The following is a 13,281-nucleotide window of genomic DNA, read 5'->3' as shown; positions in this document are numbered from 1 at the left end:
AACTTGTGTATCAAAATGATAACATAAAATCACATTGAAAAACTCGGAAATTATTACAATTGAAAGAAAAATGAAAATATTAATATTCATTTTTCCCACAAAACAGCATCCTATTTCAAATTCCAATAAAAAAAATGATACGATAGAAAGAGATTATACATTAAGGGAGACGGTAAAATGAAACAACCACTCGCACATCGAATGCGCCCTACAAATATTCAAGAAATTATCGGACAACAACATTTAGTTGGTGAAGGAAAGATTTTATGGCGAATGGTCCAAGCAAATCATTTTCAATCTATGATTTTATACGGTCCTCCAGGCACCGGAAAAACATCAATCGCTAGCGCAATCGCAGGAAGTACCGGAACCCCTTTTCGCCTATTAAACGCTGTTACTCATAATAAAAAAGATATGGAAGTTGTCGTACAAGAAGCGAAGATGCATCGACATCTTGTTTTAATTTTAGATGAAGTGCACCGTCTAGATAAAGCAAAGCAGGACTTTCTATTACCTCATTTAGAAAGTGGACTTCTTACTTTAATTGGTGCAACGACGAGCAATCCATTTCATGCGATAAACTCTGCTATTCGGAGTAGGTGTCAAATTTTCGAGTTACACGCCCTAACAGAAGACGATCTTTTAACTGGCTTAAAACGAGCACTTGAAGATAAAGAAAAAGGCCTTGGGGAATATGATGTAACTGTTACGCCTGAAGCATTACATCACTTTGCAAATGCATCAGGCGGAGATATGCGTTCCGCTTATAATGCACTTGAACTAGCTGTTTTATCTAGCTTTACAACTGATGACAAAGCTGCGGAGATTACGCTGGAAATTGCAGAAGAATGCTTGCAAAAAAAGAGCTTCGTTCACGATAAAGGTGGGGATGCTCATTATGACGTATTATCAGCATTTCAAAAATCGGTACGCGGAAGTGACGTGAATGCAGCACTCCATTATTTAGCACGTCTTATTGAAGCTGGTGACTTACAAAGCATCGGTAGACGTCTTCTCATTATGGCATATGAAGATGTTGGACTCGCTAGCCCGCAGGCTGGACCACGTACACTAGCAGCAATTGAATCAGCTGAACGAGTTGGGTTCCCAGAGGCGCGCATACCACTTGCGAATGCCGTTATCGAGCTTTGCTTATCACCAAAATCAAATTCAGCTTATAAAGCACTTGATGCCGCATTACACGATTTACGTAACGGACAAACAGGTGATATTCCTAGTCACTTAAAAGATAGTCATTATAAAGGCGCCGAATCACTTGGAAGAGGCATTGGATACTTATATCCACACGATCAGCCAAACGGCTGGGTACAACAACAATACTTACCTGATAAAATAAAAAACAAACAATATTATAAACCGAAAACAACAGGGAAATTTGAACAAGCACTTTCTACCGTGTATGAAAGATTACAAAGTTCGAATAAAACGAAAAATAAAGGGTAACCTAAGCGAAAACGTCACCATTATGGAGGCTTCGCTTATGAAAACACGTCAAGATGCATGGACAAAAGAAGACGATCTCCTTTTAGCCGAAACTGTTTTACGGCACATTCGCAGCGGCAGTACACAAATAAAAGCATTCGATGAAGTCGGCGATACATTGAACCGTACTTCAGCAGCTTGCGGATTTAGATGGAATGCTGAAGTAAGGCCGAATTACGAAGATGCGGTGCAACTTGCGAAAAAACAACGTAAAGAATTAAAGCGTTCTGAAGCTAAAATAGAAAAAGATCAGTTCACGAAAACGAAACAACTCGTAATTGATGCCGAGTTTTCAGAAGATATTACGCCAAATAAACAAGAACTTACAATGCAAAATATCATCTCGTTTTTGCAAAATTTGGAGCATAACAACCCTTCACTCGCAAAATTACAAACTGAAAATGAAGTATTACAGACTCAGCTCACGTCCCTGAAAAAAACGAATCATGAACTTGAAGCAAAATTAGCGGTACTCTCAAAAAAACAACAAGCAATCGAAGAAGATTATGCGATGCTTGTTAGAATTATGGACCGTGCTCGAAAACTTGTTTCGGTTGAAGAACAAGAAGAACAGATCGCTCCCATTTTCAAGACAGATCAAAATGGAAATTTAGATATTATATATTCTGCTGAGAATTAAAAAGGATGTCACCTAGCCCAACTTTCCGGCTAAGTGACATCCTTTTTTGTTTCTTCGGTGGACAGCATATTGGTAAATGAAATTATATCTACGATTTTTCGAATATATCTATCGTAACTTACAATATATCAACGATTTTTTAATTATATCGACTATTTGACAAGGAATATCGATTTACCGACAAATATTTACAAAATAAGTAGAACTGCTATACAAAGAACTCCTCGAATAAATTGGATATATTTTACTTAAATGTTACTATAAACATATACGATTAAAAGGAGCTGATTGTTATTTCATTAATAGTCTTCAAAATAATACTCGGTATTCTCGTTCTAACGTTAGGTCTTTTTACCATTCATAGTTTAAAAAAGACCTCAGGTTATAAATCGGACAAATACGATTATTCTTTACTAGGATTACTTACACTTGAAGTATTAGTATTGCAAATATCAGTAGTTCTTTAAAATATAATAGAAAAAGCATATACCCTAGAAGGATATATGCTTTCTTTTTATTCTTGCCCTACACGCTTCACTTCTACGTTTTTAATACGTTCACGTACAACGTGACTTGCCATAATTAAGCCAGCCACAGATGGTACGAACGCATTTGAAGAAGGTGGTAATTTCGCTTTACGAATTTTTGCATTTTCGTCTGGTACGATTTCTTTACGTACTTCTTCACGAATTACGATTGGGTTTTCGTCAGAGAAGACAACTTTTACACCTTTTTTAATACCCTCTTTACGAAGCTTCGTACGAATTACTTTCGCAATTGGATCTGTATGTGTTTTAGAGATGTCCGCAATACGGAAACGAGTTGGGTCCATTTTATTTGCTGCACCCATGCTTGAGATAATTTTAATTTTACGACGTAAACATTGTTTAATTAAATGAATTTTGAACGTAATCGTATCAGATGCATCCACTACAAAATCTAAGCCGTGCTTAAAGAACTCTTCATATGTTTCATCCGTATAAAACATTTCTAGTCCAATTACTTCACACTCTGGATTAATATCTGCAATACGCTCTTTCATTAATTCTACTTTTGAGCGTCCTACAGTAGATACTAAAGCGTGAATTTGACGGTTTACGTTTGTAATATCTACAACGTCTTTATCAACTAATACGAGACGTCCTACGCCAGAACGTGCTAACGCTTCAGCTGAAAATGACCCTACGCCGCCAATTCCTAAAATACCGACTGTACTATTTTTTAATATTTCAAGTCCTTCTTTACCGAAGGCTAATTCATTACGTGAAAATTGATGTAACATTCAGCTCTACACTCCTATTACAAAAATGGTCTACCATGTATTCTAGCGTTTTTCCGACTATTTGTATAGAAAAAGTTATAGAATTCCTAAAAATACATATTTCAAGAAGGAAAATACAATGTAAACCTGTCTTTACCTCTTCTCTCAATCATCCATAAAAAAAGCCTAGATGGTATTAGTATAACCATCTAGACCCTATTCTTACTTCTCTTCTTTCAAGCTCAATTTTAAGTTCAACTCTTCAAGTTGCGCTTCTGCAACTGGGCTTGGAGCTTCTGTTAATAGACAGCTTGCACTTGCTGTTTTCGGGAATGCAATCGTATCACGAAGGTTCGTACGACCTGCAAGTAACATAACAAGACGGTCTAAACCTAATGCGATACCGCCGTGTGGTGGCGTACCGTATTCGAATGCTTCTAATAAGAATCCGAATTGCTCTTGTGCTTCTTCTTGTGAGAATCCAAGTGCTTTAAACATTTTTTCTTGTACGTCACGCTCGTAAATACGAAGTGATCCACCACCAAGCTCATAACCGTTTAATACAAGGTCATATGCTTGCGCGCGTGCTTTTTCCGGTGCTGTTTCTAATAACTCAACGTCTTCACGGAATGGCATTGTGAATGGATGGTGAGCTGCGAAGTAACGATCTGCATCTTCATCGTACTCAAGAAGCGGCCAATCTGTTACCCATAGGAAGTTAAATTTACTTTCGTCAATTAACTCAAGCTCTTTACCTAGACGTAAACGAAGTGCGCCTAAGCTATCTGCAACAACGCTCTTCTTATCTGCTACGAATAGTAATAAGTCGCCAGCAGTAGCTTCTAGCGTAGTCATTAACACGTTGGCATCCTCTTCACCGAAGAATTTCGCAATCGGTCCTTTTAAGCCGTCTTCTTCCACTTTAAGCCAAGCTAGCCCTTTAGCACCGTATACTTTTACGAATTCAGTTAATGCATCGATATCTTTACGAGAGTATTTGCTCGCAGCACCTTTTGCATTAATTGCTTTTACTTGTCCGCCGCTTTCTACAGCACTTGTAAACACTTTGAAGCCACAACTTGCAGCAAACTCAGATAAGTCTGTTAGTTCCATTTCAAAGCGTGTATCTGGCTTATCAGAACCGTAGCGAGCCATTGCATCAGCATATTTCATACGAGGGAATGGTGCACTCACTTCTACACCTTTTGCATCCTTCATAACTTTCGTCATCATGCGCTCCATCATATCTAAAATTTCATCTTGTGTTAAGAATGAAGCCTCGATATCGATTTGCGTGAATTCTGGTTGACGATCCGCACGTAAATCTTCGTCACGGAAACAACGTGCTACTTGATAGTAACGCTCAAATCCGCCGACCATAAGAAGCTGCTTAAATAGCTGTGGAGACTGTGGTAATGCATAGAATTCACCGTCATGCACACGACTTGGTACTAAATAGTCACGAGCTCCTTCTGGTGTGCTCTTCGTTAAAATTGGTGTTTCTACTTCTAAGAACTCTTCTGTGTCTAAGAAGTTACGAATTGTTTTTGTTACGTCATGACGCATTTTGAATGTGTTAAACATTACAGGACGACGTAAGTCTAAATAACGATATTTTAAACGCACATCTTCTGATGCATCTGTATCATCAGCAATGATGATTGGCGTTGTTTTCGCCGCATTTAATACGTTTACTTTCGTTGCTTGCACTTCAATACGACCTGTTGCCATATTGTCATTAATTGCACCTTCACCACGCTCAACAACTGTACCTTCTACGTGTAATACGTATTCGCTACGAATTGTTTCTGCTACTTCTAGTGCTTCTTTCGATGTTTCTGGGTTAAATACAACTTGTACGATACCTGTACGGTCACGTAAGTCGATAAAGATTAATCCACCTAAGTCACGGCGTTTTTGTACCCAACCTTTTAATTGAACTGTTTGTCCAACTGCTTCTACTGTTACTTTTCCACATGCATGTGTTCTTTCAGCCACTGTAAGTTCCCCCTATATTAATTTCTCTGCTACGTATGAAGCAAATACATCTAATGCTACTTCTTCTTGTTCACCTGTTGCCATATCTTTTAAGTTAATGATGCCTTTATCTAGCTCATCTTCCCCTAATACAGCTACAAATTTCGCTTTTAGACGATCTGCTGATTTAAATTGTGCTTTCATTTTGCGATCTAAATAATCTTTTTCAACTGATAATCCAGCTTTACGAAGATCAAACGCAACCTTTGTAGCATGGTCTTTTGCTTTTTCACCAAGCGCTACAACGTAACAATCGATACTATGTTCAATTGGTAATTCGATGTTTTCAGCTTTTAGCGCCATAATTAAACGCTCGATACTCATCGCAAAACCGATACCTGGCATTTCTGGTCCACCGATTTCTTGTACAAGTCCGTTATAACGACCACCACCGCTTAATGTAGTGATAGCACCGAAACCTTCTGCCTCACTCATAATTTCAAAAACAGTATGTTGGTAGTAGTCTAAACCACGTACTAAGTTCGGATCTTTTTCAAATGGAACGTCCATCATCGTTAATAACTCTTGAACTTTGTCGTAGTATACTGCTGAATCTTCGTTTAAGTATTCTGTAATAGATGGTGCTGTTCCCATTAATTCATGGTTACGGTCCTTCTTACAATCTAAAATACGAAGAGGGTTCTTTTCTAAACGAGATTGACAATCAGAACAGAACTCACCAATACGTGGCTCGAAGTGTGCGATTAACGCATCACGGTGCGCTTGACGGCTCGCCGCATCACCTAAACTGTTTAATACAACTTTAATATTTTTCAAGCCCATGCCGCGGTAAAACTCTACAGCAAGTGCAATTACTTCTGCATCAATTGCAGGGTCGTTACTACCGATTGCTTCAATACCAAATTGTACGAATTGACGATAGCGACCTGCTTGTGGTCTTTCGTAACGGAACATTTGACCGATATAGTATAATTTCGTTGGTTGTGTTGCGTCACCGAACATTTTGTTTTCAACGTAAGAACGTACAACAGGTGCCGTACCTTCTGGACGTAATGTTAAACTACGCTCTCCACGATCTTGGAATGAGTACATTTCTTTTTGTACGATATCTGTCGTATCACCAACACCACGTAAAAATAGCTCAGTGTGTTCAAAAATTGGTGTACGAATTTCTTTATAATTGTAACGACGGCAAATTTCGCGTGCTTGCCCTTCGATATACTGCCATAACTCAACAGTGCCTGGAAGAATATCTTGCGTTCCGCGTGGGATTTGAATAGACATATTCAGTTCCTCCTCAAATTGTTTTAATCTTAATAAAAATAAAAAAACTCCCGCCTCTACTGTTTGAACAGTAGGGACGAGAGTATTATACCCGTGGTACCACCCTAATTGAAGCACGTATGCTTCCACTTTTTTAATAACGCTTAAATGTGCGTTCATCCCTACTAAGCATATATGCCGTTCAAGTTGAAACCTCTAGAGTGTCATTCAATCAGTCATCATGCAGAAATGTTTTCAGCCTAAGACATTTCTTCTCTTTACATGTGTGTCTCATTTACTCTTCTCTATCAACGGTTATATTCATATGTAAATATAAAATTACTATACGTTTGTTGAGTAGGATTGTCAAGTACTCTAAGAACGTTCAATTTGCTTCTTTAGACGCTTAACATCTTGAAGAGAAATGCCAAATTCAGAAGCAAGCTCCATTGAAGTGTTGTTTTGCTCTTTTGAAATAAAATCATGAAAACTCACGTTAAATAGTTGATTTGCACCATTTGTAACAGAATGCCCTTTTTCATTCATACGCATACTATATCCCTCACATTCAATATGGATGTTTTACTTTTTATTGTTCCATATTGATTAGAGAGTTATACATAACTAAAACAGCTATTGATTTCAAAACAAGTAAAACTTTAATCAGGCTTTTACGGGTTGCCCGATTCCCACATCTAACGGGATAAATGAACAAAACATACAACAATGTATAAAAAAGAGAGGATTATATAACCCTCTCTTTTTAAGCAACACTATTTACTTTCCACAATTAAGGTCACCGGACCATCATTGATTAAAGAAACGTCCATCATTGCTCCGAACTTCCCCGTTTCTACATGCAGACCTTGTTTACGAACCTCTTCATTAAAGAAATCGTATAAACTCTCTGCATAGTCAGGTTTCGCAGCATCCATAAAGTTTGGACGTCTTCCCTTGCGGCAATCCCCGTATAATGTGAATTGCGAAATTGATAGAACTTGTCCTTCTACATCAAGTACAGAATGGTTCATCTTTCCGCTCTCATCTTCAAAAATACGTAAGTTCGCAATTTTTTCTGCAATGTAAGTTGCATCTTTTTCTGTATCTTCATGCGTAATGCCAACTAGTAATGTTAAACCGAACGGAATTTGTCCTACGATCTCACCGTCTACTGTGACAGACGCTTCTTTTGATCGTTGTAAAACAACTCTCATCTTTTCTACACTCCCTATTAATGCATCATGCGTCGTACTGCATAAATTTCTGGAACACGTTTAATGCGTTCTACTACTTTTTTCAAATGTTGTAAGTTACGAATCGAGATTGACATATTAATTGTCGCCATCTTATTACGGTCACTTCTACCAGAAACAGCTGAAATGTACGTTTTCGTCTCTGTAACAGCTTGCAATACTTCATTCAATAAACCACGGCGATCGTAACCTGAAATTTCAATATCAACGTTATACTCAATTTCTTTTTCAGGGCTACCTTCCCACTCTACTTCTAATAATCGTTCTACAGCTTCTTCTGTATGAACATTTACACAATCACGGCGGTGAATCGATACACCTCGGCCTTTCGTAATATACCCAACGATATCATCACCCGGTACTGGGTTACAGCATTTTGATAAGCGAATTAATAAATTATCCGCACCACTTACTTTAACGCCAGAATCCCATTTTCGAATTTTCATCGGTTTACGAACTTCTTTAACTTCAACAATCTCTTCTTCTTCACGTTGCTTACGGAACTTGTCCGTTAGTCTCGTAACAATTTGTGACGCTGTAATTCCGCTATATCCAACTGCTGCAAACATATCTTCTTCATTTGCAAAATTGAACTTCTCAGCAACACGTTTTAAATTGTCAGGAGCTAACACTTCTTTCATTTCATACTCTAGACCACGTACTTCTTTTTCAACAAGTTCACGGCCTTTTTCAATATTTTCATCTCTACGTTGCTTCTTAAAGAATTGACGTATTTTGTTTTTTGCATGAGATGTTTGAGCAAGTTTCACCCAATCTTGACTTGGGCCATACGAATGTTTTGATGTTAATATTTCAATGATGTCACCTGTTTTTAATTTATAATCAAGCGTCACCATTTTTCCGTTTACTTTTGCACCAATTGTTTTATTTCCAATTTCCGAATGGACACGATACGCGAAATCAATCGGAACAGATCCAAGTGGCAATTCCATTACATCGCCTTTCGGTGTAAAGACGAATACCATATCAGAGAATAAATCAATTTTTAATGACTCCATAAATTCTTCTGCATTAGAAGCTTCATTTTGCCATTCTAAAATTTGACGGAACCATGTTAGTTTCTTCTCTAATGTCCCTGTTGTTTCTGCTGTTTTTCCTTCTTTATACGCCCAGTGTGCCGCGATCCCGAATTCTGCAATTTCGTGCATTTCTTTCGTACGAATTTGCACTTCAAGTGGATCACCTTTCGGCCCAATTACAGTCGTATGAAGAGATTGATATAGATTCGCTTTCGGCATCGCAATATAATCTTTAAAACGACCTGGCATCGGCTTCCAGCACGTATGAATAATTCCTAGCACTGCATAACAATCTTTAATACTATTTACAACGACACGTACAGCTAATAAATCGTAAATTTCATTGAACTGCTTGTTTTGCAGTGCCATTTTACGATAAATACTGTAAATATGTTTTGGTCTTCCAGAAATTTCAGGTTGAATTGCAACTTCGTCTAATTTCTCACGAATACCAGTCATAACTTCGTCTAAATACTCTTCACGTTCTGCACGTTTACGCTTCATTAAATTTACAATACGATAATATTGCTGTGGATTTAAATAGCGAAGTGACGTATCCTCTAGCTCCCATTTAATAGTACTAATTCCGAGTCTATGTGCTAAAGGTGCAAAGATTTCTAACGTTTCATTCGCAATGCGACGTTGCTTCTCTTGAGGCAAATGTTTCAATGTACGCATGTTATGAAGACGATCAGCTAGTTTAATTAAAATAACTCGAATATCTTGAGCCATTGCAATAAACATTTTGCGATGGTTTTCTGCTTGTTGTTGCTCATGAGATTTATATTTAATCTTTCCGAGCTTTGTCACACCATCGACAAGCATAGCAATTTCTTTATTAAATTCCCGTTCAATATCTTCTAATGTAATCTCTGTATCTTCCACTACATCATGTAAGAAACCTGCTGATACTGTAGCTGGATCCATGTGTAAATCAACTAAAATACCTGCAACTTGAATTGGATGAATAATGTACGGTTCACCCGATTTTCTGTATTGTTCGCTATGCGCATCACGTGCATATTCATAGGCACGTGCCACTAGCTCAATATCTTCATCCGCTAAATATTGACTTGCTTTCTCGAGTACCTGTTCAGCTGTTAGTACCTGCTCATTTGCCATCGAATCACCTTTTATTGAAAATTGACTTTATCTTTATTAAATAGAATAAATTATATTCTATCATTATAACCCAATGATTGTGAATTGTGAAAAGGAAAAGATTTTACTGACATTTCACCATAATTTTTTGTTCAATTATACAAAAGTACCCGCTCCTCTCCAAGAGATTCACGGGTACTTTTTATCACCGTAGTTTTACCTATATAGTGATTAGTATTTTTCTAATACTAATACATCGTAACCATCTAACATTTTACGACCATCTAAGTAAGTAAGCTCTACTAAGAATGCAATTCCTGCTACAACTCCGCCTAGTTCTTCAACTAACTTAATTGTCGCTTCAATTGTTCCACCAGTAGCTAATAGGTCATCTGTAATTAATACGCGTTGACCTGGCTTAATTGCATCTTTATGGATTGTTAAAACATCTTTACCATATTCTTTACCGTAGTCAACTGTAATTACTTCACGTGGTAATTTTCCTAATTTACGAACCGGTGCAAATCCTACTTCTAATGCGTAAGAAACTGGGCAACCAATAATAAAGCCACGAGCTTCTGGTCCTACTACAACATCGATATCTCTTTCTTTTGCATACTCAACGATTGCATCTGTTGCTGCTTTGTATGCTTTACCGTCATTCATTAACGGTGTAATGTCTTTAAACACAATACCTTCTTTTGGATAATCCGGTACAATTGCGATATGTTGCTTGAAATCCATATTTCTGAATCCTCCTCAGATCTAAAAGGTTTGTAAATACAAATCCTTTACCCTAACTGTTCTACTTCTTTATGATTACGAATCGTTTCAAACCATGTATATAGTTGCTGATATGTGCTATAAACCAATTCTTTTTCTAATTGTAAGTGGTTCATTTTCTCACGATATGTGTTCGATTCAATTAAATCACGCTTTTGTTTTTTGTCTGCCATAAAAATGACGCCATCTTTTATTGTAACAAATTCTAACTCAAAAAACACCTGTGTCATGAAATTTACTGTATCTTTTGACCAACCTTTATGTTGACATAGTTGTGCTCCATATTGTCTTAAAGAAAATGGTGCTTTTTGGCTCAAGAACGAATAGTACCATTTAAAGTGTTCTCTCGTTGGAACAGTACTAAATAAATGATTATTCTCTTGATAAAATAGTGTATAAATTCGCGACGGGAACCCAACTTTAAATAGATCTCGTAATTCATCTGTTCCTTTTGGCAAATCAAGTAACACGATGTATTGATCATTTAACTCAGTTACTTCTGATGCATGCATAATATGATCTTTATAGTCTTCTAAAGAAAATTTATTCAATACCTCTTCAGAAAAATACACCATTGTTATTTTTTCTTTCGGAAGTTCTGCTAAATTTGATTCTACGTTACGCATACTACGCCAATCAAATAATTGCCATGCGTCTACAGCAATATCTTGTACCATTAATTGCGGCTTCTTAAAATTATTCCATTCATTGATAGACGCTTCCCCTATTACAGATACCTTTGCAACTGGAGAAATTTCTTTCGCATACGCACCAAAACCAAATCCGATTGTATCCAGTGTTGCTTGTCCATCGCGAAGAGCCATTTTCAAATGAGAACCGTCTGATCCGATTGCACGAATACTTTCTAGCTCTGCATCTTTCACTGCAATACGTGGTTTCGGATTTCCAACACCAAATGGCGCCAACTTTTGCATATCCTCAATCGCTGCAAGTGTTACGTCCTCCACTTTACAAAAAGCATCAACAGCTGTAATCGGAATAAAATCTTCTTCTGTTAAAATTACCTCTGCTTGCTCATTTAAGCGACGGCGTAATTCATCTACATCATTCATATGTAGCGTCATTCCAGCTGCCATCGGATGCCCTCCGAAGTGTGGCAATAACTCTCTACAATCTGACAAGTTTGCAAACAAATCGAATCCTGCAATACTACGTGCTGAACCTTTTGCAGTTTCTTTTACAGGATCAATGCATAATACAATCGTTGGACGATAAAAACGTTCAACTAATTTAGAAGCAACAATTCCAATTACACCTGGATTCCAGCCTTCTTTTGCAAGCACTAATACTTTATTTTCTTCAGGCGGGAAATTTGTTTCCACTTCAGCCATAGCTTCTTCTGTAATTTGCTTTACAATATCTTTTCGCAGTTTGTTCAGCTCATCAATTTCTTCAGCCAGCTCTTTCGCTTCTTCTGGATCATCTGATAATAAAAGATGTACAGCAGGCGCTGCATCTTCTAAACGTCCAACTGCATTAATACGTGGTGCGATTGAGAAGCCAATACTCTCTTCTGTAATTTCACTTTGCGAAACGTTAGCAACTTTAAATAGCGCCTTTAGTCCGATATTTTTCGTCATACGCATATGTTTTAAACCGCGTTTCACTAGCAATCTATTCTCACCATGAAGTGATACTAAATCGGCTACCGTACCAATTACCGCAATTTCTAATAAATGTTCTGGTACACGGCCCAGTAGTGCATGCGCAACTTTAAACGCAACACCTACACCAGCTAAATAGTGAAATGGATACACACCGCCATCTAATTTCGGATGAATAATCGCAAGTGCTTCTGGCAATTCTGGTGGTGGCTCATGGTGATCTGTAATAATAAGATCTACTCCGAGCTCCTTCGCTACCTTCGCTTCATGTACTGCCGCGATACCAGTATCGACAGTAATAATTAGCGAGAATCCTGCGCTATGCGCCCAACGAAATGCTTCTTCGTTCGGTCCATAACCTTCTGTAAAACGATTTGGAATATAAAATTCTACATCTGCACCTAATTCTTGCAAGGCAAGATATAACACAGTCGTACTACTTACTCCGTCCGCATCGTAGTCACCAAATATTAATATTTGCTCTCCATTTTGAATCGCCTTATTTACACGTTCTACCGTTCTATCCATTCCTTCCAATAAAAATGGATCATGAAATTCTTGATTTTCTGTATTTAAAAAATCTAAAATCTTATCTTCAGTATCTAGTCCTCTACCGAGGAATAACGAAACGACAAGTGGTGATAATTGTAATTTACTTGCTAATTCACTCACTCGCTCGCCATTATATTCTTTTTCTTTCCAACGCGTCTTCGGTTGTAACACGAAATCACCCCTTAACCTGTTCATTATACAAGACAGATTAAGGGGTGACAATATAATGCAAACTACGATGCAATATCTATATACTAAAATG

General features: G+C 37.6%; 10 protein-coding genes and 1 other annotated feature. Of the genes, 2 read left to right on the top strand and 8 right to left on the bottom strand.

Translation table 11 applies throughout. The features are described from left to right. The first annotated feature begins 177 nt into the window (after window positions 1–177). Entirely contained in the window at window positions 178–1,464 is a 1,287-nt protein-coding gene (locus tag DN390_RS04800; RefSeq protein ID WP_147806717.1) for a replication-associated recombination protein A, read from the top strand. A 37-nt stretch (window positions 1,465–1,501) separates the two neighbouring features. Beyond that, complete coding sequence (locus DN390_RS04795) at window positions 1,502–2,143, top strand: RsfA family transcriptional regulator (RefSeq protein ID WP_097951228.1); 642 nt, start codon at window positions 1,502–1,504, stop codon at window positions 2,141–2,143. A 514-nt stretch (window positions 2,144–2,657) separates the two neighbouring features. Here DN390_RS04795 and DN390_RS04780 read toward each other — a convergent pair. The 8 genes from DN390_RS04780 to recJ all read right to left on the bottom strand — a co-directional run bounded on the left by DN390_RS04780 (window position 2,658) and on the right by recJ (window position 13,190). After that, window positions 2,658–3,425, bottom strand: coding sequence for a tRNA threonylcarbamoyladenosine dehydratase (locus DN390_RS04780; RefSeq protein ID WP_060632367.1), 768 nt, complete (start codon window positions 3,423–3,425; stop codon window positions 2,658–2,660). A 201-nt stretch (window positions 3,426–3,626) separates the two neighbouring features. Continuing rightward, window positions 3,627–5,402 (bottom strand): aspartate--tRNA ligase, encoded by a 1,776-nt coding sequence (gene aspS / locus DN390_RS04775; RefSeq protein WP_147806716.1) that lies wholly within the window; start codon window positions 5,400–5,402, stop codon window positions 3,627–3,629. A 12-nt stretch (window positions 5,403–5,414) separates the two neighbouring features. Further along, the gene (hisS, locus tag DN390_RS04770) at window positions 5,415–6,686 is read right to left on the bottom strand and encodes a histidine--tRNA ligase (RefSeq protein WP_060633186.1); all 1,272 of its coding nucleotides are present in this window, start codon (window positions 6,684–6,686) and stop codon (window positions 5,415–5,417) included. 69 nt (window positions 6,687–6,755) lie between these two features. Further along, window positions 6,756–6,986 (bottom strand) — a binding site (T-box leader). Between the two features lie 54 nt (window positions 6,987–7,040). Beyond that, entirely contained in the window at window positions 7,041–7,217 is a 177-nt protein-coding gene (locus DN390_RS30565) for a hypothetical protein (protein WP_048531368.1), read from the bottom strand. Between the two features lie 221 nt (window positions 7,218–7,438). After that, window positions 7,439–7,879, bottom strand: coding sequence for a D-tyrosyl-tRNA(Tyr) deacylase (locus tag DN390_RS04765; RefSeq protein ID WP_147806715.1), 441 nt, complete (start codon window positions 7,877–7,879; stop codon window positions 7,439–7,441). Between the two features lie 17 nt (window positions 7,880–7,896). Next, window positions 7,897–10,080: a GTP diphosphokinase gene (gene relA, locus DN390_RS04760; RefSeq protein WP_097951225.1), complete on the bottom strand. Its 2,184-nt coding sequence runs from the start codon at window positions 10,078–10,080 to the stop codon at window positions 7,897–7,899. Between the two features lie 210 nt (window positions 10,081–10,290). Beyond that, the gene (locus DN390_RS04755) at window positions 10,291–10,803 is read right to left on the bottom strand and encodes an adenine phosphoribosyltransferase (RefSeq protein ID WP_000346215.1); all 513 of its coding nucleotides are present in this window, start codon (window positions 10,801–10,803) and stop codon (window positions 10,291–10,293) included. 47 nt (window positions 10,804–10,850) lie between these two features. Further along, on the bottom strand, window positions 10,851–13,190 hold the full coding sequence (gene recJ / locus DN390_RS04750; protein ID WP_147806714.1) for a single-stranded-DNA-specific exonuclease RecJ: 2,340 nt from the start codon (window positions 13,188–13,190) through the stop codon (window positions 10,851–10,853). Window positions 13,191–13,281 lie beyond the last annotated feature (91 nt).

The sequence above is a fragment of the Bacillus sp. SH7-1 genome, from assembly GCF_008042405.1.
Classification (GTDB): Bacteria; Bacillota; Bacilli; order Bacillales; family Bacillaceae_G; genus Bacillus_A; species Bacillus_A thuringiensis_N.
This window is presented reverse-complemented; position numbering and strand designations above follow the sequence as displayed.

Bases quoted from the DNA above. Each gene is read 5' to 3' on its own strand.
- DN390_RS04800 (WP_147806717.1), top strand. From the start codon at position 178: ATGAAACAACCACTCGCACATCGAATGCGCCCTACAAATATTCAAGAA.
- DN390_RS04795 (WP_097951228.1), top strand. From the start codon at position 1,502: ATGAAAACACGTCAAGATGCATGGACAAAAGAAGACGATCTCCTTTTA.
- DN390_RS04780 (WP_060632367.1), bottom strand. From the start codon at position 3,425: ATGTTACATCAATTTTCACGTAATGAATTAGCCTTCGGTAAAGAAGGA.
- hisS (WP_060633186.1), bottom strand. From the start codon at position 6,686: ATGTCTATTCAAATCCCACGCGGAACGCAAGATATTCTTCCAGGCACT.
- DN390_RS30565 (WP_048531368.1), bottom strand. From the start codon at position 7,217: ATGCGTATGAATGAAAAAGGGCATTCTGTTACAAATGGTGCAAATCAA.
- DN390_RS04765 (WP_147806715.1), bottom strand. From the start codon at position 7,879: ATGAGAGTTGTTTTACAACGATCAAAAGAAGCGTCTGTCACAGTAGAC.
- relA (WP_097951225.1), bottom strand. From the start codon at position 10,080: ATGGCAAATGAGCAGGTACTAACAGCTGAACAGGTACTCGAGAAAGCA.
- DN390_RS04755 (WP_000346215.1), bottom strand. From the start codon at position 10,803: ATGGATTTCAAGCAACATATCGCAATTGTACCGGATTATCCAAAAGAA.